Here is a 23412-nt window from a genome sequence, read left to right as displayed (position 1 = left end):
TTTGTTCCTGTTCTTTTTCCCTAATGTTTTATGGTATCAATTTTTTGCGTCCGGCTTCCGGCTGCTTTTTGTATTTGGTATCAAAAGGTCGTTCTGCAGGGTGTGCCAGGAATGATAATTCGGTATCATTTCATCATGCCATGTTTACCCATCAGTGCCGGAACTCCGAAAAGTACGGTATCAATTTCTTTCCCTATAGTTCTTATTGGGTTAGACAACAAGACGCATTAAAATGTATTCTCAAAGTGAGAATGTATTTTAATTTGCGTCATGTTTCCGCTTCTGCAATGCTTACTAAAGTGGAGTTACCTAAAAGGTAGTGGAACTTTACTAAGGATTGCAGAAGGGATAAAGAAACATACCTTAGAAGGGTGGGTGGGTTTACCGATAGCAAAACTATTGGAGCGTAACAAAGTGAAGCGATTAAGCCTTTTTGGTTCTTTTTTGGCGTTTGAAAAAAGAACTCCCCCCAATGAGGGGGGAAGGAACCTTTAAGCAACCTTTGTATTTTTCTCTTCTTCAACTTCTTCCACATCTAGCCTTATATTTAGATGCTGGGCTATGAATTTACTACCTTTAATAGCATCTGCCAATACAGTAAATAAAAATTTAGGTTCTTCTTTTATTGCTTTGCACCATGATTTTAAATAAGCCGCATTTTCTTCTCTGACGGTTACAGAAATACCCAAATATACACCAGACAAAGCCGATATTAATTCTGCTACAAGTTCTTCACGCCCATAATTGAATTTATCATTTTCATAAAATCCTTTTCGATTTAGTCTATTTTTAACACCTGTACTATGTCCCATTTCATGTAATTCTGTACCATAAAAACTTTCTCCGTCCTTAAATTGGCTCTTTAAAGGTAAAGTAATGCTATCATTTGATATTGAATAAAACGCACTATCACTAGAAACCGTTTGAATAGGACATACCCAATTTTGATTCTTATTCATTTCATCAAGTATTGGATTTACATACATTTCTTTCTCTTCTTGTGGCTGTTCCTCTCCTGAAAATTTAGCCTTTAATATATCCCATCTATTGGGATATTTTTCCGCAAAGTTTGTTTGGTCTAAATTAAAAACTTGGAAATATTTTGTATAAGCTGCTAAACGGTATTCTTTTTGTTCTTCTTCTGATAATTTGTTATATTCATCATATGAAATTTTTTCATTTGTCTGACGATGATAAGCACAAAATAATGTATAATAAACAGGAAAAGCAACAGCACCTTTTAGAACATTAATACCTTCGTTTCGTGCTTGATTGAATGTCAAAAAAACAGGAGTTTGATAATTATATTTTTCACACAAAAAATAAAGTAAAAAAGCGTTTCCACCACTATAAGTACGACCTGTTAAATTTTGTGGTAAAAAGTTCTGTTTAGAGTTGACTTTAGAGAACCAAGGTTTTTGCCAATTCATAGACAAGCTTTCAATTTTTTCAACCATAAGGTTTACAAACTTCTCTGCATTTTTATCAAAAGTAGATTTCATAATTTTGTTTGCTGTTCTTTATACTGGCAGCCAAACCAGCTTTAAAAGTTTATTTATCTCTTTATTTTCAATACTCAAAGATAGTAATTTTCTATAAATGTCGCAAATAATAAGACAATTATTTTTGTTAAAAATAGTTTATAATCGGCTGATTTTTAACGTATTATCTTTTCCCTAAAGTTTTATATATTTTGGGTGAGAGATAAGGTTTTATAAACGGAATATTCCCTTTAGGGAACATGAAGTCTATAAAACCGAATATCCAATGCCTTGCTTTTGTAGGTGCTTCATAGAAGCGGTGAAAAAAGCAAAGCATTGGATATACCTTAGAAGGGTGGGTGGGAAAATGCGTTAGGGATTGCAGCGGAAAGCCCACAGCGTAGCGAGGACTTGCAGCGAAAAGCCCGACCTGAAAGGTAACGCCCTATTTATTTCTTCTATTCATCAATCTTACTTTTTCATAACGTAAATACCTATACAAAGTAGCCTTACTTCCAATGTGTAAAATTCTACATATTTCATCTATAGAATAATCCCGATTTTCATATAAACGCTTTGCTGCTATAGCTTTTCTCTTTGCATCTTCCGATAACCCTATAGGTCGTCCCGTAAGTTTCCCTCGTTCTTTTGCAGCTTGTAATCCAGCCCTAGTTCGTTCTACTATTATTTCACGTTCATATTCAGCCAATGAAGCAAAAATTCCAAATTGACATCTTCCTAAAGCACTATTAGTATCAATACCATCAACTATGCTTTTGAATGCAATTTTTCTTTTCTGCAAACAATCAACTATATAAACTAAATCTTTCAAAGAACGTCCTAATCTATCTAGCTTCCAGATAACAAAAGTATCACCTTCTCGCAAATATGCAAGGGCTTTATCTAATTCGGGTCTATCCTTTACTCCTGATACTTTTTCCTCAAATATAAGTTTGCATCCGGCTTCTTTTAAAGCATCTAGCTGCAAATCTAAATTCTGTTCCCTCGTTGAAACACGAGCGTAGCCTATTATCTCCATTTTATTTAAATCCAAGTTTCATAAATTCAACTATTCGCGAAACTATTTTAAACTAGGGCTTTCCCCCCTGTTATTACCTCTAGTACTATTATAAATCAAAAGTACAGAAAAAGGGTCGATTAATGAAACTTTTAAATTTAAGAATATGAGTTATTCACAATTTATCATGGCTGTATTTGCCATTTATGTAGTTTACTACGCTGCAAACATCCTGTATGATGCTTTCCTAAAGCAAAGCAAAACCAATACAGGTGAAGAAGAAGAAATTATTTCAATAGGAGAGGAAGAAGAAATACCTCACAAAGTTGTAGATGAAGATTTTGAAACAGGCTCATACGAAAAAGAAGATGAAAAAAAAGAATCTGAACAGAATTATGTATCTGTAAATGAATCTATTGAAATGGAAGTTGAAACACAAGGTATTCCAATGGAACAACTTCTTGCTAAAGGGAAAAGCATGTTTTCACACGTAAATTTTAACAAATAAACAACTAATTTTTATTCAAATGAAAAAGTTTTTTTCAAAAATTGCTCAAAGAGCATTCGCTTTAGCCATTAGCATAATGGTAGTAACTAACACTTTTGCACAAGGTGCTGCGGGAATTGATGCAGCTAGTTCTGAACTTGCAACCTACATGGACCCCCTAGGAAACATGATGATGATACTAGGAGGTCTAGTAGGATTAGTTGGAGCAGTGCGAGTTTATTTAAAATGGAACTCTGGTGACCAAGATGTACAAAAGGCTGTTATGGGCTGGATGGGGTCATGTATCTTTCTGGTTGTATCAGGTGTTGTCGTAAAAGCATTCTTCGGAATCTAATATGTCGAAAGAGTATCCAAGTTACAATGTATATAAGGGGCTACAAAAGCCCCTTATTTTCAAAGGATTTAAAGGCAAGTTCATATATATCGGTGGAGCTTGTATTATTAGTGCTTTACTTTTATGTGCTATTGTTTCTACTCTGGCTTCTTTTATGTGGGGAGGTATAACTCTTGTAATAGTTATGTTTGGAGGGTTAGGAATAACATCGCAATTACAAAGAAAAGGGCTTCACAGGAAAGATAAACGAAAAGGCATATATATAGTATCACGCACTTTTATAAGAGATAGAAAAAAATAAAGCTTATGAAAAAGAAAAGTGAATTTGAAGCTCCTTATATTGGTATTGAAACAATAGACAATACTCCTATATTCTATAACCGAAGGGGCGACTATTCTGTTATCATTAAATGTGAAAATCCTATAATACAGTATTCAGCAGATATGGATGCTTACTATGATTTTCACCACTTATTTACTAATATCCTCAAAGTATTAGGAACTGGATATACAATACAAAAACAGGATATTCTATGTAAAAAATCATTTTTACCACCCCAGAATAGGAAGAACGACTATTTATCAAATCGTTATTTTGAACATTTTAAAGGACGAATATATACTGATATTTCTACTTATCTTGTTATTACAGGAGAAGTAGAAAGGTCTAAATTCTTTTCTTTTGACCCTCGAAGGTTTGATACTTTTATTAGAAACATCACAAAAGTATTAGGACTATTCGCTAACAGAGGAATAAGAGCTAAACTATTAAATGAAAATGAAATAGAAATATATATAAAAAGATTTCTATCTATCAATTTCAATCAGCAAACAGTAAGCCTAAAAAATATCAAAGCAAGAGAAGAAAATCTTATAATTGGAGAAAAAAACGTACAGTGCATTTCTCTTGTAGATATTGACGAAGTTAATTTTCCTTCTGTTATAAAACCATATAAAGAGGTCAATATTGGGCTAAGGTTTCCTGTTGACTTACTCTCTTTTTTGCATGATACACCAGGTATAGACACAATTATCTATAATCAAGTAATAAATATTCCAGACCAACGAAACGAAGCAAACAAATTAGAAGGCAAAAAGAAAAAACATAAAGGAATGCCTGACCCTGCAAATGATTTATGTGTAGAAGACATAGAACGAGTGCAGTCGGATATTGCCAGAGAAGGGCAAATGCTTGTATATGCACATTATAATATAATTCTTGCTGGTCTTGATGATATTAGTAAGGCTATCAACTATGTTGAAACATCTCTTTTTGATTGTGGCATTATTATTAATAAACAATGCTTCAACCAATTAGAATTATTCGAATGTGCACTGCCAGGAAACGCAATCAACCTAAACAGTTATGACAAATTTCTAACAACTTCCGATGCTGCAATTTGTCTTTTGTTCAAGGAAAAATTACAAGTAACAGAAAACAGCCCTTTTCTTACTTATTTTACAGACAGACAAGGATTGCCTGTTGGAATAGATATGTCCGGGAAAGAAGGTGAGAAAAAATATACAAATAACTCCAACTTCTTTGTTTTAGGTCCAAGTGGTTCTGGTAAGTCTTTCTATGTCAACTCCAAAGTAAGACAATGGGTTTTAGATAACACTGATATTGTATTGGTAGATACAGGGCATAGTTATTCAGGAATGTGCGAATACTATCATGGCAAATACATTACTTATTCTGAAAGCAAGCCTATATCTATGAATCCTTTCCGAATTACTGAAGAAGAGTATAATGTAGAAAAGAAAAACTTTCTTAAATCATTAATTTTCCTGATATGGAAAGGTGCAAATGGTGAGGTCAAAAAGCAAGAAGAAGAAATTATGGATATTACCATAGAAAAATACTATTCTTTCTACTTTCATCCCTTTAATGGTTATTCAGATGCGGAAAAAGAAGCCATACGTGAAAATTTACTACTCGAATTTCAAGTCAATGAAGAAGAATTTGAAAACGAAAGGGAAAAAGAAGAACGCAAGATACTTTCCGAAAAAATAGAGAAATTACAGCAACTAGTAGAAAAAGGAGAAGGCGGAGAAAAAACCAACGCAGAAAAAGCGATACAAAACATTCTCATCGAAAAAGGCTTTACACGCCAAGAGCTTGATAATCCTGAAACTAGATTACTTTCTATAATAGAAAGACGAATCCAGAAGAAGGAAGATATATTGAAAGAAATAAAAGTTGAAAGCTTATCTTTTAACTCTTTCTACGAATTTTCCCTACGCATTATACCTATCATTTGCAAAGAGAACAAAATTGATTTTGATATTACTAACTATAAGTTTCTATTAAAAAAATTCTATAAAGGAGGACAGTTAGAAAAAACTCTTAATGAGGATTTTGACACTTCCCTTTTTGAAGAACCCTTTATAGTTTTTGAAATTGATGCAATTAAAGATGACCCTGAATTATTTCCAATAGTAACCTTAATTATTATGGACGTTTTTATTCAAAAAATGAGATTAAAAAAGAACAGAAAGGCATTAATAATTGAAGAAGCATGGAAAGCCATAGCTAGCCCTATGATGGCTGGCTATATACTCTATTTGTATAAAACAGTTCGTAAATTTTGGGGTATGGCAATGGTTGTTACTCAAGAACTGGAGGACATAATTAGTAATCCTGTAGTCAAAAACTCTATAATCAGCAACTCCGATATTATATGCCTATTAGACCAAAGTAAATTTATAGACAAATATCAAGAAATAGCAAATCTTTTATCCCTAACGGAAGTAAATCAAAAGCAAATATTTACCATAAATCAACTTCCCAATAAAGAAAACCGTAATCGGTTTAATGAAGTATTTATAAAAAGAGGAAATTATGGAAATGTATTTGGAGTAGAGGTTTCTCTACACGAATATTTCACATTTACTACAGAACGAATTGAAAAAGATGCTGTTGGATATTATCATATCATTTATGGTAGTTTCCAAACAGGATTGGATAATTTTATAATAGACCTAAAATCTTCCAAATTAAAAAATATGGATTGGGTTTTACAAGTCAATAAGGTACTAGGGTATCACTCCGATGATGGAAGCCTAAAAGATATACTTAACATCATAGGGGAACAACCATTATATAAGTATATCCTAGATAAATACAAATGGATTACAAACCGTTAAAGATAATATCATGAAGAAAATCCTATTTATTTTAGTGGTAGCATCTACTTTAACCCAAGTTGCATATTCGCAAAAGGCAGTCTTGGATATAACCTGTATGGAAACACTTATAGCTAATCATAAGGTGCAACATACTTCTTTCTCTAAAGTGAAAGAGAATGAAGCTCAAATAAGCCTTATACAAAAACAAATCAGTGAAAAAATGGTTCAGATTGAATTTTTCCAAAGCAAATTTTATAATAGCCTAAAATCTGTAGAAGCCATCATAAAAACAGGAAAAGATATTATCTACTGCACTGATATTGCAGCAGATATTGGTAAATATCAAAAACAAATGGTTGAACTTGCTGTAGGTGACCCGGCTTTATTATTGGTGTCAGCAAAAACAGAGCTAGAATTAGTAAATCGCACTGCGGATTTGACACAATACATTTATCAGGTCGCTATTGTCGGGACAGATGTAAACCTTATGGATAATAAGCAAAGAATAGACTTGCTTAAGTATGTTATTAATGAACTAAGAAACATGAGAGGTATAGCATACGCTGTATGCCGACAGATGAAAACAGCAAAAAGAAATGGAGTATTACAAACATTAGCTCCGGGGGTATTTAAATACAAAGATAATCGTTCAAAATTAGTTGATGATTTATTACAGAATTATAAAGTAAAACCTAAAAGATAATATGAAAAGAGTGCTTTTATTTTTTTCCCTAATGTTGATTATTGGTACTTCTAATACCTATTCCCAAATGCCTGTAAAGGATAAAGGGAAATGGAGCGTGCTTAATAATATGGAATTTATGGATAGAGTACGACTACAACCAGAATGGTATCATTACTGGATATGGTATAAAAAGGTTTTGGGTATTAAAATTCCTTTGCCGGGCTTAGGGTTACACGACAAATACGGGAAGGAAGATAGACGTAATTTCCAGTTACAAGAAATTCCCATGATGGCAGCCGTAGAGTACAATAAATCAGAAACAGAAAAAGAAGGGTATAATGTTGATACCATATATAGACAGGAACTCTTCAAATTTGGAGATAAAGAAATTGATTATCAATATACTTTAACTAAAAATCGTAGAAATGATATTCTTAATGATATAAATAAAAAACTTGTCGAATATTCTTCTAATGGCGGTAATAAAGAACATGTTGAAGTTATAACTGATGAAGTTACTAGAATAAAAAAGAACATAGATATAATCCATGATTCACATATGAGTAACTCTAAAAAAAGGGAAGCCTATTTAGATTTTGATAAAGAACTAATAGAGGTTCTTTCATTAATAACAAGATTGAATAATATAAATAAAACAATAATGAGCCATGAATGAGTTAATAGATAAATTCTTATTTGAATTATTTGATGGACTAAGAGATAAAACAACTGTTCTATTCGGAGAATTTATTGCGGATGCACAAGCATTGGCAGCAATCTTTATGTTGTTATATTTTGGAGTAGAAAGCTTCAAAATGATGAGTGGAGATAAAAAATTAGAGATTATCCCGTTATTGCGTCCATTCGCACTGGGATTGGTTCTTATGTTCTGGATTCCCTTTATTAATCTAATCAGTTATCCCGGAGAGTTATTAACAGCACGAAGCAAGGCTATGTTTACGAATCAGATAGAAGAAGTAGAATTACTTTCTCGTAATAGATATGCACTCATTGATAGCGTAGCAGTAGAGTTATTACATACTTCATTAGAAGTTGAAAGAGCCGAAAATGAAGTTAAGGATAAGAAATGGTATGATTTTAGTATAGACTTCTCAGCTATTGGAGACAAGATAGCTGGATTATATGTATATGTAGTCGCTAAGGTTAAAATGATAATGTTTAATATCATTGAATTTATTGTCGTTACTTTTTGGCAAGTATGTACCTATTTTGTCTTTTTCCTACAAATCATATTCACAGGAATATTAGTTATTCTTGGTCCACTAGCTTTTGCATTCTCTGTTTTACCTGCATTTCGGGATGCTTATATACAATGGATAGCTCGTTTTGTCAGTGTTAGTTTATATTCATGTATTGCATATATAGTATTATCAATTTCTTTAGTAGTAATGCAATATGGGATAGAAAGAGAAATTGAAATTTTAGAATATGCGCTTAGAAATGAAGCTGCATTTGTCATGTATGTCGGAATGACCTCTGGAGGTGTCAATAGCTTCCTTCTTACAGCATTACTTGGAGCATTTGCCATGCTTACAATACCTTTTGTTTCTACATGGATTGTAAGTACAACTGGAGTAGGGCAAGCAGTAGGAGGCATGGTTGGAGGAGCAGCCATCGCAACCAAAGCTGTAGCAGCTCCGGCTACAGGTGGAGCCAGTGCAGCTATGTAAAAAGATTCATTAAATTTTAAATTCACATAATCATGATTATTAAAAACTTAGAAAATAAAATCAAATTAGCCGGAATTTTATCCATTGGCTGTTTTGCAACTAGTATAGTTATTTCAGGTATGGTACTAGCCTTTTGTTTCTCTTTAGTAAAAGCTGAAAGAAAAAAAATATATGTTTTGGATAATGATGTCCCTGTACTAGTAAAACAAACTGGTACAGAAGTCAACTTGGAAGTCGAATGTAAGAGCCACATAAATCTATTCCACACTTTATTTTTCACATTACCACCAGACGATGAATTTATAAAATACAACATGGAAAAAGCCATGTATCTAATTGATGATAGCGGATTAAAACAATATAATAATTTAAAAGAAAAAGGATATTTCAACACCATATTAGCGAGTTCTGCAACAGTAACAATTATGACAGATAGTATCAAGGTGGACATGAACAACCTATCTTTTGAGTACTATGGCATCCAACGTATAGAGCGAGAAACCTCTATTCTAAAAAGGCAACTTGTAACTACAGGGAAATTAAGACAAATTCCACGTACTGAAAATAATCCTCATGGACTTATTATCACAGATTGGAAAACGATACTAAACAAAGACCTAGATTATAAAGTAAAAAAGAATTTCTAATGAAACTGTTTAAACATAAAAAGAATGATAGAAAAGAAAGTATCAAGACTAAAGCCGAGCAAGCTACAGTTGTTCTTCTTACTAAAATATTTCAAAAGTTCGGAGTTAATAACGCTTGTGAACGCTTATTGGCGTGGGCTGATATACACCGTAAAGCTATGTTTGGAATTACGATTTCATTCCTTTCTTTCGTCACAATTCTATCATTAGTAATGCGTCCAGAAAGAAAGCCAATGCAAGTTTTCAACGAAGAAAAAAGCAAAGTACAAATTAACATTGATAGTACCCTACAAAAAAAACAAGTAGGAGTTCACGACTTGTTAGAAGTGATTAAAATGCAAAATGAAATTAATGAGCTAAGAAAAAATGGGAAATTAACTCCAGAAGACACTATACGAATAAAAAATTTATACAATAAATTAAATAAATAGCGTATGAAACAGATTGATATTAAAAAGCCTAAGTACATCATTCCGATACTCATCCTACCTTTTATTCTAGGGATAGGATGGCTAGTTAAGGATATGATAAACTCTGCCCCAGCAGAAGAAACTACATTAGTAGAAACGGAAGAATTAAATCTTGATATTCCTGATGCTAATTTAGAAAAAAGAGAGATAAAAAGTAAATTTGAATCACTCAAAGGAGCTTTCAATAAATCTTCTGATTATTCATCAATACAAACCATAGATAAAGAAGAAGAAGTTAGCGAAATTGAAAGTTCTGGTTCTCTTTACTCCAATGATGAAATAAGGCAAATTGACAGTTTAAATCAAGCTTCTAGAATCCGAGAAAAGGAATTGGAACAACAAATAAAAGGATTTCCTACTATAGATGAATCAAGTCAAACAGAAACTAGGAAAGCTCCTGAAAAATCCAAGATGCAAGAAGAAATGGAGCTTTTTAAAATGCAAATGGCTTATATAGATTCATTACAAAATCCACGTCCTAGAACACCTCAAAAAAAACAAGATGAAAAGCCAAAAGAAAAGGCTATAGAAGTTGTAAAAGCGAAAAATCCCGCAGAAGTATATTTTAATACTGTAGGGAAAGAACAAAAAACTTCACTAATCACAGCTATATTAGATGAAACTTTAAAAGTAACAGATGGTAGCCGAGTACGCATACGGCTTCTAGATGATATAATGATTAATGACGCTCTTTTAACTAAAGGCACTTACCTATATGGGAATGTATCTGGCTTTAAAGCTCAAAGAGTACACATTAATATTTCCTCTATAATGGTTGATGGCAGACAAATGAAAGTAGATTTATCTGTATATGATAATGACGGACAAGAAGGTTTCTTTGTTCCTTCATCAGCTTTTAGAGATTTGAGTAAAGATGTTGGAGCGCAAATAGGAAGCCAAACTATACAAATGAACAGCCAATCAGAAGGAGTAGAACAATTCGCTTTAGGTGCTTTACAAGATGCTTACCGTAGTACAACCCAAGCTCTTTCCAAAAACATCAAAAAAAACAAAGCCAAATTAAAATATAACACACAAGTTTTTTTAGTAAACAACAAAGATAAAGAACAATAATATGAGAAAGATTTTTATTGCATTATGCACAATGGTTTCTGTTATTACAGGAAATGCACAGAACACCCCTATTGGAGAAAACATCGAGCTTGCAGGTGAAAACCCAGAAGAACTAAAGGTTATATACGTCAACAAAGATGTTTCAACGCATTTTATAGCTATGGAAGATATAAAATATGTTGATATATCAGTCAATGATATTGTTGGCGATATTCCTACTGGTAACTCTCTTAGAATAAAGCCCACAAAAGAAGGAGCTAGTGGAGTTATCACCATTGTTACAGAAAGATTTTTCGTACAATATATGCTAGTATATAGTAGCGATTTAGCAAAAGCATACACTCGCTTTAATATCCCTTATGCTGATTTACGTAGCTATATGAATCCAGAAGTGAACTTAACCAAAGCACAAATGTATGATTACGCACATAGAATGTTTATTTCAAAAAATAAATTCTATGATGTTTCCAGTAAAAGTAACCTAATGAAAATTGTACTAAACAATATCTACACATTAGATAAGTATTTCTTTATTGATATTTCTATGATTAATAAAACAAAAATACGATATGATATAGACCAAATACGCTTCAAAATAGAAGATAAAAAACAAACAAAGGCTACTAATTTTCAATCTATAGAAATACTTCCATTGATGCAAGTTAATAAGAATCTTGTTTTCAAGAAGAACTATCGAAATATTTTTGTCTTTGAAAAATTTACTTTCCCAGACGAAAAAGTTCTTACCATAGAAATATCTGAAAAACAGATTTCAGGACGTACTATAACATTAAGAATTGATTATGCAGACATTCTTCATGCAGATGCTTTTACTGAATAAAATTTTACGATTATGAAAAGAATAGCATTTCTTGTTATCACCTTATTTTTTTCCCTAAAGTCAATGGCTGGTGATGGTGATAAGTTTTTTAATATTTCAGGAGGTTGGCAATGGAAAAATACCGTCAATGCAGTTGTAGGGCTGGAGTTTGAAGGTAAATATCACAATGCTTATGAACTATATATTGATTTAGCTACAGCATATGATAAATGCCCGGTATGTAATAAGGTATGCTCTGATAGTTTCTGGAGCTATAAAACATTCGGCATAGGTGCAGCATATAAACCTACAATCTCACGAGGCAAAAACAGTAATTTAAGATGGCGGTTTGGAGCAGATTTAGGAGCTAACAGAAAAGGGTTTCAGGCTTCCATTGATATAGGTTTAGAATATAGCTATTCATTTAGAAATGGAATGCAAGTCTTTGTAATGCAAAAAAATGATTTTGTCTTTTGGACACGTGACCATTTCCGAAATGGATTATTAGTAGGTGTCAAATTTCCAATAAATAATTAAGTATGAAAAAAATATATATAATTCTATTATCCATTATAGGGGTAATATCATCATGTACAAAACACGAAGATATTATAGACACATCATTACAGCCGGGTAGTATCTTATGTAGTGATGGAAGTATAGTGCATCCCTCACTTTTTTCACCCAATGAAAAAGAAGCCATTGGAGTTGTATTTTGGTGTAATGATGGGAATAATCCTGATATAAAAGAAACCGCTTATGCCGTTTCATTAGAAGATTTAGAAGAAAATCCTTTAATAGATACAGACGAGGATATAGCTAATGTTTCGGAAGATGAAAACAGCTTTGATGGAGCAGCTAATACTGCCGCAATAATGAACTTTGCTATAAAAGATAGTTTAGCTTATCCAGCAGCTCAAAAAGCTATAGAATACGCACCAAAAGGTGTTACAGGTTGGTTTATTGGCTCTATCGCACAAAACAAAGCAATCTCTAATAATCTTGAAAAGGTATATTCTTCTTTCTCAATCATTGGAGGAACGCACTTTGATGGTTGGTACTGGAGTTCTACAGAAGATGGAGCAGGAAAAGATACTCCTAAAGTGTTTGCACTAATTTCTTCATTAACAAAAGGAAGAGCAACCAGTACAAGCAAAAGAAATTCATTTAAAATCAGACCTATTATAGCAATAAGATAATCATGAAAAAGAAAATAATTATACTAGCAGCCTTCGTTGTTACATTTTTTACCGCATGTACTTCAACGCATATGATAACTTTCAGTAACGCTGAACTAAGCGACAAAGAAAAAGACATGATAGAAAATAATAGTAACTATTCAACCGCTTCAATAGTTGGTGGAAGTGCAAAATTAGTTAAAGAGGAAAGAGATAAAGCTATCCAAGAAAAGATAGAAGCTAGAAGAAATAAACTAAAAGCTATTGATGGCTTATCAATCTCCAGCTATAAAGATAAAAATGGAAAAGAACAGTTTAAAGCAACAGCTCAAAGTGAAATCCTATTCAAATTTGATTCATATGAATTAAATGAAGAAGCTCAAAAAATGCTTTCTGACTTATGTAATATCATTAGTGAAATACCCAATACTAAGATTAAAATAATTGGGCATACTGACAATATAGGAGAAAAACAATACAATATCATACTTTCTAAAAATAGAGCAGCAGCAGTAGGAAATTACCTTAGAACCGCTGGTATAGAAACAAACAACATAACAGAAGATGGAAAAGGATATAGCGAACCCATTGCAGACAATACAAGTGAAGCTGGACGTGCTAAAAATAGGAGAGTAGAAATATTTATCACAAATGATGAATATTAAAAAGAGAGATTTCTATTAACAAAGACCGGGAGGTAAAACTCTCGGTCTTTGTTTTATAGTCTGGAAAGAAATTGATACCGTACTTTTCGGAGTTCCGGCACTGATGGGCAAACATGGCATGATGAAATGATACCGAATTATCATTCCTGGCACACCCTGCAGAACGACCTTTTGATACCAAATACAAAAAGCTGCCGGAAGCCGGACACAAAAAATTGATACCATAAAACATTAGGGAAAAAGAACAAAGAGAAAACACTATATATAAATAATATATGAATATATAATATATGAACCTATAAACATATAATATATGATTAATATACTCCACTTCCAGAAAGAGCAACACGAAGAATCTTCTTTTCCCTAAAGTTCTTTGTGTCGTTTCTCTCTATATCTGAATACAGAAAAACGGCTGCATCATAAAAGAAACGATACCGACACCATTCAGGAACTATCGCCCATCAGCAAAAGGATTGCATCTAATTGATACCTTTTCTGCCTGCACTGGAGAGAAACCGGGAAGGTATTTGATACCGTACTTTTCCGGGTTCTGCCCGGCATGGACGATAAGAGAACATTATTATGATACCAAAAACTTTAGGGAAAAATAAAACTTCGGCAGTCTATAAACCTAAAACCATTTTTAACAAAAATAATTGTCCTATTATTTGCGACATTTATAGAAAATTACTATCTTTGAGTATTGAAAATAAAGAGATAAATAAACTTTTAAAGCTGGTTTGGCTGCCAGTATAAAGAACAGCAAACAAAATCATGAATATCTTAAGATTTCTTTTAAGTAGCTTTTTATGGGCTATGGGTGGAATTTTTGTATTAGCAATCTATGCGTATAGTGAACTAGTCTATTTGATTTTTATTTGCATTGCAATAGTAGGATTAACCATCTACTACAGAAAATCCATAATAAAAATGTACGCAGAAATCTTTAATGAGTTAGGAATCAATAAGTATGTTATACAAATTAAAAATCTAAAGAAATACAAAGAACCTATTTACAAACTAATCAATACAATAGGTCTATGATGATTGTTTTTTCTCTATCTTTGCTAAAGACATCAGCAAGATAGCTATATAAAATTAGAAAATAAATAGTTATGGAAACTAATCAAACATATCAAAATGAACTTGGTTCGGCTATGCTCCCATTTGTTATGAGAGAATTGGTTGATACAGTCATGAAAAGAAAAACGCTACCTTTAGAAGATGCGTTATACTATATATATTCTTCCAATTTGTACAAGGCATTATTGGACGAGAATACAAAACTGTGGTATTCAAGTACATTATCACTTTATGAAGCATTAGAAAAAGAGAAAACAGAACAGAAGAAAGTACAAAAGGACAATCCAAAGATATTGCTTTTTCAAATGTTTTGTGCTGAAAATTACAGGGAAACTAAAAATATAAGTGCTAAAGAAACTCTTTTGCTGTTTTCCAATCATGGCATTTTTGAATTTCTATATGAAAATTTTGAAATGCTGCACACACAAGATACAGAGTATATATTAGATACTATAATAACTTATATCAATAAAAAGGCATGAAACTATATCACGGCTCAACAGTTACCGTCAAATCCCCTAATATACAGAAAGGGCGTAAAGCTACTGACTTTGGAAAAGGATTCTATACGACAACTAATTTTGAACAGGCTAAGAAGTGGGCAATACTCAAAAGAAATCGGGAACATGGTAAAAAAGCGGTCGTTTCAGTTTATGAAGTCCCCGATAATATTCTTGATAGAGAGTTTTCAGTCCTTCGATTTGATGGGGCTACAAAAGAGTGGCTGGAGTTTGTAGTTAATAACCGCAGAGGAAAAGGAAAAAACAGCTATGATTTAATAATGGGACCCGTTGCCAATGACCAGTTATATGCAACAATCCGGCTTTATGAACAAGGTGTTGTTACGGCTGATGCAGCGATTGAAATGCTAAAGACCCATAAGCTTTTTAACCAACTTTCATTTCATACAGTGAAAGTTATTCCATTATTAAAATTCACAGAATCTATTGAAGTATAAATCATAAAACTATAATGAACCATGAATAAAGAAATGAGCTTGGATGTTGCGCTCGACATTATCGGGACACTCCGCATGATGAAGATAGATGAAATATCAGAAGAGAAGGATGAAAACAGAAAAAAAATACTGCAAAAAGAACTTTCTGTTCTCAACACAGAAGAAAAAATAGCAAATGGATTGTTGCAGTTTGAAGTTTCTGAAAATGTGCGCTTATCAGTCATGGATAAGATACAAAACTATTACGCACCTAAATTGAAAGCATATTATGCAACGCTATGAAGTAGAAGCCATCTTTGAACAAAAAAAAGATGGCTTATTTGAGGACATCAATATATCATCACAAAAGCCTATTGCTATAATCTTAGGTGGACAACCAGCTTGCGGAAAAAGCACTCTTATAAATGTTGCAAAGAAAGACCATCCTAACTTAGATTTTCTCACTGTTAATGGTGACCTTTACAGACAGTTTCACCCCAATAAGGAACTAATAAAAGACCCTATTAAATACCCCATTGAAACCCAGATTTTTTCTAGCGTTTTTACAGAAAGACTAATAGAAGAAGCCATTAAACGGAAATGCAATATTATTATAGAAGGAACTATGAGAAATCCAGATGTACCTTTAAAGACAGCACAAAAATTTAAAGATGCAGGATTTAGAGTTGAAGCATATATTATTGCAGCCCCCAAGGAGTTTACCCAACTAGGACTTTACAACAGGTATCAAGAAGAAGTACTAAGTAAAGGACAAGGACGATTAGCCGATATTGATTCACATAACAAAGCCGTAAATGGACTAATGAAATCTGCAAATCAATTATACAGTGATAAGGCTGTAGATAAGATTTCTATCCACACCTACTTAGCGAAAGAAAGAATTAAAGATTTCAATCTAGTAAATGGTGAATGGAGTTGCAAAAGTATGCCATCTATTTTTATAGATGAAAGTCGTTCAAAACAGATGAAGAATAAAGAAATACTTAACACTAACATTCAAAGAGGAAAAGAGCTTATTGAATCCGTAACGAATCCTGAAGTAAAAAAAGGAATGAAAGAAGCTCTGTCACAACTTCAATCTTCACTAGAAAAAGTTCAAAGACAAGAAAAAGGATTAAAAAAAGGTTTCTTCTGATTCTTCCAAAAAGAGAGGACTGGCTTTTCCAATCCTCTTTTTCTATTTATTTGCGTCTTAACTCATTATCTATTTGCTGTGAAATTTGTCCTTTAACGGTTCTGATTACCTCATTAATATAATCAAGAATTGGCTTAGGGTCTATAGTTTTATCTTTGTATTCCATTTGAAAATGTAAGTGTTCTCCTGTGCTGCGCCCGGTACTTCCACTAATGCCTATTGGTTGCCCAGCTTCAACAGCTTGTTTCGCATTTACAAGCACACTGTATAAATGCCCATAGATAGAAGTAAAATCACCATGACGCACTTCTACATAATTGCCCAACCCTTTATTTTTTCCTGTTTTTACAACCATTCCCGGCATTATCGAATAAACATAGTCGTTGTTGCCTTTAAGGTCTATCCCTCTATGATTTGCTATTTTTCCAGTAAATGGGTCTTTTCTTTTACCATAATGGGAAGTTATCACCATTGAATCAATGGGCAAAGATAAATACCTTCTTTGCTTCCAGTATGCAAGTCGTTCTGTAGTCAAAGCATCATTGACGACAACAGCCTTTTCTTTTTCTTCTATCAATTTATTTTCTGTCGTTGCTAATACAGGTTCCGCTTTAGGAATATCCTTTTTCTGTAATACCGTATTAAACTGACAGTAGCCATTCACTGAAAAAAACAATGAATAAGTAAAAAACATGATAAATTTATTCTTCATATTGATATTTTTATTACTTTTGAGCAAAAATATACATTACATGGATAAAAAGCAAGCTATTTTTAATGAAAATGATATTCCATATAAAGAATTAGAACTAATAGGAATATCAAAAAAACAGATATGGTCTTTGGATAAGGCAAATATCACAGCTCTATTATCTGGAAAGAGAACCAGTTTACTAGACCTTTCTTTTCACGATAATAATGGAGAAGAAATAAGTATGAAAGGAAAAATAAGTTTGTACTGGAAAGATAGCAACAATGCTGGCGTTAAAGTTCATCCAGTCAGACCAGAAATAATGAATGATATAAACCTTAAACCAAAGGAGTTAGAACGACTTCAAGATAACGAGATAATAACAAAAACTATTAACAATGAAAAATATCTCGTACAATTAGACCCTGAAACAAACGAATTGCTTAAAACAAAAATCAAAAGTATTTCAATACCTTCAAACATAAAAGGTGTTGAGCTGGATAAGCAACAAAAGGAAACTCTAAAATCAGGTAAGGAATTAATTTTGAATGTTGACAAAGAAAAAATTGCCATAAGATTAGATTTAAATAATCCAAGAGGAATAAAATTCCTAGACTTCGAGCAGAAACAGAAAATAGCTTATGACCGGCATAACCCACAAATTATAGGAACTATTCATACTGATAAAAACAGAAATGAATATATAGAATACATGAAAGGACAAAAAACAACACTTGGAAATGAATCGCAATCTAAAGTAGAACATAAATTCAAATTATAAAATGGAAGAAAAGAAAAAATTTGAAGCTTTGCAATATAGTTATGAAAATGCCGGACAATTCCGAGCAATAGCAGCAATTCTTGGATATTCAGAAGAATATCGGAATGGTGATATTACCTTTTCCAAAGGTAATGAAACATATACTTATCCACTGAATACACTTAAACTTGGCAATTTAGGAGATAATAGAGAATCTTTATTAGAGCAATCTAAAGAAAGAATAATCAGTTTCTTTGATAAAGAACAAGCTAGCAATAATTTCCAAGAATATAGCCAATATTTACGAGAAAACCACAATGTTGCAATTATAAAATGGGATGATATAAAACAAGGTACTAACAAGAATGAAGGATATAAAGACGGATTTACAGTCATTGACCTTGAAAATAAAATTGCATATAAAGGAGAAGACCTTTATCGATATGCTTATGAACAAAACCAAACCCTAGATGGTAAAGGTTCATATGTTGATATAGACTGGAACAAGTTTAATGAAGTAGGAGTTAAACCGGAAAATTTAAGCCCCGAAGATATTGCAAACATCAAAAATGGGAAAAAAACAGGTATGCTAAATTTTTCCATTGAAGATACTCCCGGTAATAGAACACTTCTAGACAATGAAAAAGTGTCTTATAAAACAGAAAATGGAAAACTCCATTTTGAGGGGAAAGCAACAACTCTTAAATATATAACAGCCGAGAATACACCTGAAAATAAATCTAAATTAAAAACCAACGAAATTGATTTCAAAGAAGAAGGTAAACGCATCAAAATTGATGGTATCAATGCTAGAAAACTAGCAATCGCAGCTATTACAGTAGTTTACCCAATCGCTGGGATTGCTATCTTGCTCATTCCTAAACGACAAGAAATAAAAAATGATTTATCCTTTACTAAGGATGAAATAAAAGCCCTAAAAGCTGATAATGTCGTAGTAAAGACTAATTCAAAAGGAGAAAGAACATTGCACCAACGTGACAAAGATACTAATGAGATAGTATCAATAAAAGCAAAAGACATTCATATTCCCCAAAAACTTGGAGGAATAGAGCTTACTCCTATGCAGCAAGAAAATCTCAAAAATGGAAAAGAAATTACCATTGTAAACGAGGAACTAAACAAAGCTGCAAAAGTAAAACTAGATTTGAATGCCAGAAATGGATTATCAATCAAAGATGCAAATACTATAGAAATTAAAGCGACTGAAAAGAAAGAACAAACAATAGGGAAAGAAAGATATATATCTGATAAAGAAAGATTAGAGTTTGTAGCCCAAAAAGGAGCTAAAGGGATTGATGAAATTTTTAAAGATAAACCCACCGAAATGGCTGCCTTTTTAGAGAAACATAAACTTTCTAAAGATTATGCTTCTTACAAGGAAGTAGAAAAAACATATTCCAGCTCTAGGGAAGCTACTAAACAAACTGTCGGAGAACAAATATCTACCCAAATGGATAAAATAGATAGTTCTATTAAAGCAACAGCGAAGCAAGAAGCATCTATTCTCGGATATGGTAGAACCTACGGAAAAAATAATGATACTCCAACAATGAAACTATAATATTATGCTAACATTTGACGATTATAAGGCTAAAATATCCATCATTCAAATACTTGAAGATTTAGGATATAAACAAGACATTAGCAAAGGAAAGGTTTCGCCTGTTTTTAAACTGACAGACGGAGCAGGTAACAAGTTGGATGAAATCATCATCAAGAATCCTCATAGTGTACAAGAACACTACTATGATAGGAATTATAAAGGTGGAGATTTAATTCAGTTCATCAAAAATCATATTAACGACTTCCCACAATTCCAACATCAAAATACATTTGTGCGAATCAATATGATTTTAGGACATTACGCAAATGAGCCTTATAGTCCTAAATATGAAGCATTCAAAGTTGTAAAAGCAGAAAACAAATCTTTTGACAGAGATAGATATAAAGAATTTCCTACTACACTCGCTGATTTAAGATTTCTCACAAATGAAAGAAATATAAATCATCAAGTCGTAGAAAAGTTTCTACCATTTATCACAAGGGTTAAAGACTTACAAGGAAACGGCAATTATTATAATATAGGTTTTCCCTATATTAATCCAAAAGATAAAGACAACAAAGTAACAAATTACGAATTAAGAAACTATGGATTCAAAGGAATGGCTGCCGGAGGTGATAAAAGTAACTCGCTTTGGATTGCTGATTTTTGCCCACACCCCCAAATGGCAAAACATATATACTTTGCAGAATCCGCTTTAGATGCTATGAGCTTCTATCAGCTCAATGCTAACAAAATCAAATTAGAAGAAAGTGTTTTTTGTAGTGTAGGAGGGTACATTTCAGTTAATCAAATAAAAAACACTTTATTGCGATACCCACAAGCTAAAGTACATACCTGTTTTGATAATGATTTAAACGGTAATTTGTATGACATTAAAGTGTCTGGAATCATTAGTAATACAGAAATGACAATAAAAGAAAATAAAGATGATGTGCTGTTTAAAACTAAGGGTAGAGAATTCACTATTAACAAAAATGACGTTTCACTAGAAAGTTTTAGGGAAAAAAGCAAAATAATAGCTCCTATGATTTCTCATAAAGCAGAAAAAGCAAAAGATTTCAATGAAATTCTAATGAAACAACATGAACAAAAAAAAAGTATTAAGTTATGAATGATGGAACAAACATAGCTTCTGATGATATTATATTAAAGCCTAAATTCCGATATTGGTTAATGAAGAATTTCCTTTTAATCACATTAGCGATTTTCGTATTCATTTTTAGTAAATATATAAGAGAACATGAATTATTAAAATTTATCAGTGGAACGATATTAGTATTGTTGATATTTATAATTTTCTACAGATATATTTCAATGTTACTTTGTACAAAATGGATTATAACTAGAGAGCAAATAAAAATATATCAAGGAGTGCTTTCAAAAAGGATTAACTACATAGAATTATATCGTGTATATGATTATGAAGAAAAGCAAAGTTTTATCCAGTCTTTAATAAACAACACCAATATCTACATTTATTCTGGCGATAAATCAACACCAGAACTACTGATGAATGGTCTTAAAGCTAATAGTGATATAATTCAAACCATCAGAAATAGAGTAGAAGAACAAAAAAAGAAAAAAGGAATATATGAATTTACAAACAGATAATGATATGAAAAGAGTGCTTTTATTTTTTTCCCTAATGTTACTGTTAGGCAACATAAAAGGACTAGCACAATCTATTGTCATTGACCCGGTAATGATTGGAACATTGGTTTATTCCCATCAGGAGCAACAAGGTGTATTGAAAGACATACAAAGTGAGGAAACAAAAATCCGCAACTTTCAAATTTTAATCCAACAAAAAATGAATCAAATTCAATCCTTACAGGAGAAGACATACAACTATCTTTCTACAGTTAATGCAGTTGTGAAAAATGGAAAAGATATTATTTATGCTTCAACCTTAGCTAGAGACATAGCTAAATACCAATCCGAAGCAGCTAAATATGCAGTTGGAGACCCTAAATTATTAACCATAATTGCAAAAACAGAGTATGAGCTTATCAGTCGAAGTGTAGATTTAATGATATACATAAACAATATAGCATTGCAAGGCGGTGAAAAAAATCTTATGGATAATAAGCAAAGGATAGATTTATGTATTCATGTGGTCAATGAACTTAGACGAATGCGAGGACTTGCATACGCTGTATGCCGACAAATGAAATCCGCTAAAAGGGCTGGAGTACTAAAAACACTTGTACCCGGACAATTTAAATATGTAAATAGTGGGAAACAAAAAGTAGATAATATTTTAAACGGTATTAAATGGATTAGTAAAGGAGGATATTAAATGGATAATGATACAATCAAAGATTTAGGCTTATGCCCTATTTGCCAGAAAGGACACATAATGAAAGGCAGTTTAGGATATTCCTGTAATTACTTCAAAAACATGAATGACAAATGTACATTTAATATTTATCATTCATATTGGGGAAAAGAGATTACAGAAGAAATAGCCAGGCAATTAATAACAACAGGGAAAACAGATATATTTCATGACTTCCATAATAAAAAAGGAGTTCCTTTTTCTGCATATCTGACTATCGAAAATGGAATCGTTATTCCTTCTTTCGTAAATGAAGTATTAGAAACTCCGTGTCCTGTGTGTGGTAGAGAAATTGAAATTTTACTAAATGGATATGCTTGTAAAGGGTATTCACAAAAGGACAAGGACAACAACAGAGTTTGTAACCTCTATATACCCAAAACTATTGCACAAAGAGAAATACCATTGGAAGCAGCAGAAATACTTGCCAGAGGAAAAAAAACACCGTTTATGACTGGATTTAAATCAAGAGAAGGAAATGATTTTTCTTCACGGCTGGTTCTAACAGAGAACTTAGATATTTCTTTTGACAATACATTGTGTAAGTGTCCTAAGTGTGGAGGAAACTTATATATAAACAAAAAAGCCTATAATTGTTCCAACTATAGAAATGAAGCCATAAAATGTGATTTTGTCATTTGGCGTGAAATGTCAGGACGTTCTATAACTCCCGAAGAAGCAATAGAACTTTGCGAGAAAAAAGAAACACCTGTGTTAACTGGATTTCATGATAAAAACGGGCAACCGATGGAAAGAAAGCTTGTACTGAACGATGATTTTAAAATAAAACTAATATGAAAATAGAATTTATAATTTATAGCCATTTTTTTAAAGAGAGAGGAATGAAGGTAAAGGGTGATTGGAATTTTCCGCATCTTCCAAGGATAGGCGAAGAAATTTCACCTCACATTATAATGTTTCAGAATGAATTTACCTATCAAAATTTATTAGAATATCTAACAGATGAAGCTAAAAGTGATTTTAATAAATTCAATGATGGTGAAGATGATTTAGAAGGGAATTTTAAAGCATGGGTATATGATGTTATCTGTGAGGTCAATATAGTTGAATCAATACATTATAGACCAGATACAGAAGACTATACCCAAATTATTCCTGAAATTTGTTTAAGTGATTTAAGTAATTAAATATTATTGAT

Annotated in this window: 28 protein-coding genes and 1 pseudogene; 26 read left to right on the top strand and 3 right to left on the bottom strand. The window is 32.3% G+C overall.

The window, feature by feature from the left end; all coding sequences use genetic code 11:
- Window positions 1–320: pseudogene (locus tag BLW31_RS24630) on the top strand (hypothetical protein); the annotation flags it as partial.
- Between the two features lie 171 nt (window positions 321–491).
- Here BLW31_RS24630 and BLW31_RS21550 read toward each other — a convergent pair.
- Entirely contained in the window at window positions 492–1502 is a 1011-nt protein-coding gene (locus BLW31_RS21550) for an ArdC family protein (RefSeq protein ID WP_005780952.1), read from the bottom strand.
- Window positions 1503–1926: 424 nt separating this feature from the next.
- Window positions 1927–2520 carry a recombinase family protein gene (locus BLW31_RS21545; protein ID WP_007559111.1) on the bottom strand — a complete coding sequence of 198 codons (594 nt, stop codon included), beginning with the start codon at window positions 2518–2520 and terminating at the stop codon, window positions 1927–1929.
- Between the two features lie 145 nt (window positions 2521–2665).
- Between BLW31_RS21545 and BLW31_RS21540 the strand changes: the two genes are divergently transcribed.
- From BLW31_RS21540 to BLW31_RS21445, 18 genes are all read left to right on the top strand, one after another.
- Entirely contained in the window at window positions 2666–3007 is a 342-nt protein-coding gene (locus BLW31_RS21540) for a hypothetical protein (protein WP_007559113.1), read from the top strand.
- A 19-nt stretch (window positions 3008–3026) separates the two neighbouring features.
- Window positions 3027–3341 carry a DUF4134 domain-containing protein gene (locus BLW31_RS21535; RefSeq protein WP_004295370.1) on the top strand — a complete coding sequence of 105 codons (315 nt, stop codon included), beginning with the start codon at window positions 3027–3029 and terminating at the stop codon, window positions 3339–3341.
- A gap of 1 nt (window position 3342) precedes the next feature.
- Window positions 3343–3642, top strand: a complete 300-nt coding sequence (locus BLW31_RS21530; protein WP_004295371.1) for a hypothetical protein — start codon at window positions 3343–3345, stop codon at window positions 3640–3642.
- 5 nt (window positions 3643–3647) lie between these two features.
- The gene (locus tag BLW31_RS21525; protein ID WP_007660146.1) at window positions 3648–6488 is read left to right on the top strand and encodes a TraG/VirB4 family ATPase; all 2841 of its coding nucleotides are present in this window, start codon (window positions 3648–3650) and stop codon (window positions 6486–6488) included.
- Window positions 6489–6498: 10 nt separating this feature from the next.
- Entirely contained in the window at window positions 6499–7173 is a 675-nt protein-coding gene (locus BLW31_RS21520) for a hypothetical protein (protein ID WP_004295374.1), read from the top strand.
- A gap of 1 nt (window position 7174) precedes the next feature.
- The gene (locus BLW31_RS21515) at window positions 7175–7831 is read left to right on the top strand and encodes a hypothetical protein (protein WP_007559119.1); all 657 of its coding nucleotides are present in this window, start codon (window positions 7175–7177) and stop codon (window positions 7829–7831) included.
- Complete coding sequence (locus tag BLW31_RS21510; RefSeq protein WP_007559121.1) at window positions 7824–8846, top strand: TraJ family protein; 1023 nt, start codon at window positions 7824–7826, stop codon at window positions 8844–8846. The genes BLW31_RS21515 and BLW31_RS21510 overlap by 8 nt, the downstream gene beginning before the upstream one ends.
- 32 nt (window positions 8847–8878) lie before the next feature.
- Entirely contained in the window at window positions 8879–9493 is a 615-nt protein-coding gene (traK, locus tag BLW31_RS21505; RefSeq protein ID WP_005647312.1) for a conjugative transposon protein TraK, read from the top strand.
- The gene (locus tag BLW31_RS21500) at window positions 9493–9924 is read left to right on the top strand and encodes a hypothetical protein (RefSeq protein ID WP_007559125.1); all 432 of its coding nucleotides are present in this window, start codon (window positions 9493–9495) and stop codon (window positions 9922–9924) included. The genes traK and BLW31_RS21500 overlap by 1 nt, the downstream gene beginning before the upstream one ends.
- 3 nt (window positions 9925–9927) lie before the next feature.
- A complete protein-coding gene (gene traM, locus BLW31_RS21495; RefSeq protein WP_007559128.1) occupies window positions 9928–11037 on the top strand; it encodes a conjugative transposon protein TraM in 1110 nt (369 codons plus the stop codon).
- 1 nt (window position 11038) lies between these two features.
- The gene (gene traN, locus BLW31_RS21490; protein ID WP_004295380.1) at window positions 11039–11878 is read left to right on the top strand and encodes a conjugative transposon protein TraN; all 840 of its coding nucleotides are present in this window, start codon (window positions 11039–11041) and stop codon (window positions 11876–11878) included.
- Window positions 11879–11890: 12 nt separating this feature from the next.
- On the top strand, window positions 11891–12394 hold the full coding sequence (locus tag BLW31_RS21485; RefSeq protein WP_007559132.1) for a hypothetical protein: 504 nt from the start codon (window positions 11891–11893) through the stop codon (window positions 12392–12394).
- Window positions 12395–12396: 2 nt separating this feature from the next.
- Window positions 12397–13056 carry a hypothetical protein gene (locus BLW31_RS21480; RefSeq protein ID WP_007559134.1) on the top strand — a complete coding sequence of 220 codons (660 nt, stop codon included), beginning with the start codon at window positions 12397–12399 and terminating at the stop codon, window positions 13054–13056.
- A 2-nt stretch (window positions 13057–13058) separates the two neighbouring features.
- Window positions 13059–13700, top strand: coding sequence for an OmpA family protein (locus BLW31_RS21475; RefSeq protein WP_007559135.1), 642 nt, complete (start codon window positions 13059–13061; stop codon window positions 13698–13700).
- A 1118-nt stretch (window positions 13701–14818) separates the two neighbouring features.
- Window positions 14819–15268, top strand: coding sequence for a DUF3791 domain-containing protein (locus BLW31_RS21460; protein WP_010539473.1), 450 nt, complete (start codon window positions 14819–14821; stop codon window positions 15266–15268).
- Window positions 15265–15744, top strand: a complete 480-nt coding sequence (locus BLW31_RS21455) for a DUF3990 domain-containing protein (protein ID WP_005647329.1) — start codon at window positions 15265–15267, stop codon at window positions 15742–15744. Before BLW31_RS21460 ends, BLW31_RS21455 begins: the two co-directional genes overlap by 4 nt.
- 21 nt (window positions 15745–15765) lie before the next feature.
- Entirely contained in the window at window positions 15766–16026 is a 261-nt protein-coding gene (locus BLW31_RS21450; protein ID WP_005647331.1) for a hypothetical protein, read from the top strand.
- Window positions 16013–16879, top strand: a complete 867-nt coding sequence (locus tag BLW31_RS21445) for a zeta toxin family protein (RefSeq protein WP_007559145.1) — start codon at window positions 16013–16015, stop codon at window positions 16877–16879. Before BLW31_RS21450 ends, BLW31_RS21445 begins: the two co-directional genes overlap by 14 nt.
- Window positions 16880–16925: 46 nt before the next feature.
- On the opposite strand, the gene BLW31_RS21440 is transcribed toward BLW31_RS21445, so the two are convergent.
- Complete coding sequence (locus tag BLW31_RS21440; RefSeq protein ID WP_007559149.1) at window positions 16926–17591, bottom strand: M23 family metallopeptidase; 666 nt, start codon at window positions 17589–17591, stop codon at window positions 16926–16928.
- Between the two features lie 40 nt (window positions 17592–17631).
- On the opposite strand from BLW31_RS21440, the gene BLW31_RS21435 reads away from it, so the two are divergent.
- Genes BLW31_RS21435 through BLW31_RS21405 form a run of 7 tightly spaced genes read left to right on the top strand, consistent with a single transcriptional unit; the run spans window position 17632 to window position 23401 of the window.
- Window positions 17632–18351, top strand: coding sequence for a DUF4099 domain-containing protein (locus tag BLW31_RS21435; RefSeq protein WP_029425721.1), 720 nt, complete (start codon window positions 17632–17634; stop codon window positions 18349–18351).
- Window position 18352: 1 nt separating this feature from the next.
- A complete protein-coding gene (locus BLW31_RS21430; protein ID WP_007559152.1) occupies window positions 18353–19912 on the top strand; it encodes a DUF3945 domain-containing protein in 1560 nt (519 codons plus the stop codon).
- Between the two features lie 4 nt (window positions 19913–19916).
- Window positions 19917–21026, top strand: coding sequence for a toprim domain-containing protein (locus BLW31_RS21425; RefSeq protein ID WP_007559154.1), 1110 nt, complete (start codon window positions 19917–19919; stop codon window positions 21024–21026).
- Window positions 21023–21526, top strand: a complete 504-nt coding sequence (locus BLW31_RS21420; RefSeq protein ID WP_005647342.1) for a PH domain-containing protein — start codon at window positions 21023–21025, stop codon at window positions 21524–21526. The genes BLW31_RS21425 and BLW31_RS21420 overlap by 4 nt, the downstream gene beginning before the upstream one ends.
- A complete protein-coding gene (locus tag BLW31_RS21415) occupies window positions 21507–22214 on the top strand; it encodes a hypothetical protein (protein WP_007559156.1) in 708 nt (235 codons plus the stop codon). The genes BLW31_RS21420 and BLW31_RS21415 overlap by 20 nt, the downstream gene beginning before the upstream one ends.
- Entirely contained in the window at window positions 22215–23051 is an 837-nt protein-coding gene (locus BLW31_RS21410) for a topoisomerase C-terminal repeat-containing protein (RefSeq protein ID WP_007559158.1), read from the top strand.
- A complete protein-coding gene (locus BLW31_RS21405) occupies window positions 23048–23401 on the top strand; it encodes a hypothetical protein (RefSeq protein WP_004295339.1) in 354 nt (117 codons plus the stop codon). The genes BLW31_RS21410 and BLW31_RS21405 overlap by 4 nt, the downstream gene beginning before the upstream one ends.
- The last annotated feature ends 11 nt before the right edge of the window (window positions 23402–23412 follow it).

Source organism: Bacteroides faecis MAJ27 (assembly GCF_900106755.1).
Classification (GTDB): Bacteria; Bacteroidota; Bacteroidia; order Bacteroidales; family Bacteroidaceae; genus Bacteroides; species Bacteroides faecis.
This window is presented reverse-complemented; position numbering and strand designations above follow the sequence as displayed.

Coding starts and splice junctions, on each gene's coding strand:
- BLW31_RS21445 (WP_007559145.1), top strand. CDS start 16,013: ATGCAACGCTATGAAGTAGAAGCCATCTTTGAACAAAAAAAAGATGGC.
- BLW31_RS21485 (WP_007559132.1), top strand. CDS start 11,891: ATGAAAAGAATAGCATTTCTTGTTATCACCTTATTTTTTTCCCTAAAG.
- BLW31_RS21405 (WP_004295339.1), top strand. CDS start 23,048: ATGAAAATAGAATTTATAATTTATAGCCATTTTTTTAAAGAGAGAGGA.
- traN (WP_004295380.1), top strand. CDS start 11,039: ATGAGAAAGATTTTTATTGCATTATGCACAATGGTTTCTGTTATTACA.
- BLW31_RS21415 (WP_007559156.1), top strand. CDS start 21,507: ATGAATTTACAAACAGATAATGATATGAAAAGAGTGCTTTTATTTTTT.
- BLW31_RS21430 (WP_007559152.1), top strand. CDS start 18,353: ATGGAAGAAAAGAAAAAATTTGAAGCTTTGCAATATAGTTATGAAAAT.
- BLW31_RS21440 (WP_007559149.1), bottom strand. CDS start 17,591: ATGAAGAATAAATTTATCATGTTTTTTACTTATTCATTGTTTTTTTCA.
- BLW31_RS21535 (WP_004295370.1), top strand. CDS start 3,027: ATGAAAAAGTTTTTTTCAAAAATTGCTCAAAGAGCATTCGCTTTAGCC.
- BLW31_RS21530 (WP_004295371.1), top strand. CDS start 3,343: ATGTCGAAAGAGTATCCAAGTTACAATGTATATAAGGGGCTACAAAAG.
- traK (WP_005647312.1), top strand. CDS start 8,879: ATGATTATTAAAAACTTAGAAAATAAAATCAAATTAGCCGGAATTTTA.
- BLW31_RS21520 (WP_004295374.1), top strand. CDS start 6,499: ATGAAGAAAATCCTATTTATTTTAGTGGTAGCATCTACTTTAACCCAA.
- BLW31_RS21510 (WP_007559121.1), top strand. CDS start 7,824: ATGAATGAGTTAATAGATAAATTCTTATTTGAATTATTTGATGGACTA.
- BLW31_RS21550 (WP_005780952.1), bottom strand. CDS start 1,502: ATGAAATCTACTTTTGATAAAAATGCAGAGAAGTTTGTAAACCTTATG.
- BLW31_RS21515 (WP_007559119.1), top strand. CDS start 7,175: ATGAAAAGAGTGCTTTTATTTTTTTCCCTAATGTTGATTATTGGTACT.
- BLW31_RS21425 (WP_007559154.1), top strand. CDS start 19,917: ATGCTAACATTTGACGATTATAAGGCTAAAATATCCATCATTCAAATA.
- BLW31_RS21455 (WP_005647329.1), top strand. CDS start 15,265: ATGAAACTATATCACGGCTCAACAGTTACCGTCAAATCCCCTAATATA.
- BLW31_RS21460 (WP_010539473.1), top strand. CDS start 14,819: ATGGAAACTAATCAAACATATCAAAATGAACTTGGTTCGGCTATGCTC.
- BLW31_RS21410 (WP_007559158.1), top strand. CDS start 22,215: ATGGATAATGATACAATCAAAGATTTAGGCTTATGCCCTATTTGCCAG.
- BLW31_RS21540 (WP_007559113.1), top strand. CDS start 2,666: ATGAGTTATTCACAATTTATCATGGCTGTATTTGCCATTTATGTAGTT.
- BLW31_RS21435 (WP_029425721.1), top strand. CDS start 17,632: ATGGATAAAAAGCAAGCTATTTTTAATGAAAATGATATTCCATATAAA.
- BLW31_RS21480 (WP_007559134.1), top strand. CDS start 12,397: ATGAAAAAAATATATATAATTCTATTATCCATTATAGGGGTAATATCA.
- BLW31_RS21475 (WP_007559135.1), top strand. CDS start 13,059: ATGAAAAAGAAAATAATTATACTAGCAGCCTTCGTTGTTACATTTTTT.
- BLW31_RS21545 (WP_007559111.1), bottom strand. CDS start 2,520: ATGGAGATAATAGGCTACGCTCGTGTTTCAACGAGGGAACAGAATTTA.
- BLW31_RS21500 (WP_007559125.1), top strand. CDS start 9,493: ATGAAACTGTTTAAACATAAAAAGAATGATAGAAAAGAAAGTATCAAG.
- BLW31_RS21525 (WP_007660146.1), top strand. CDS start 3,648: ATGAAAAAGAAAAGTGAATTTGAAGCTCCTTATATTGGTATTGAAACA.
- BLW31_RS21420 (WP_005647342.1), top strand. CDS start 21,023: ATGAATGATGGAACAAACATAGCTTCTGATGATATTATATTAAAGCCT.
- traM (WP_007559128.1), top strand. CDS start 9,928: ATGAAACAGATTGATATTAAAAAGCCTAAGTACATCATTCCGATACTC.
- BLW31_RS21450 (WP_005647331.1), top strand. CDS start 15,766: ATGAATAAAGAAATGAGCTTGGATGTTGCGCTCGACATTATCGGGACA.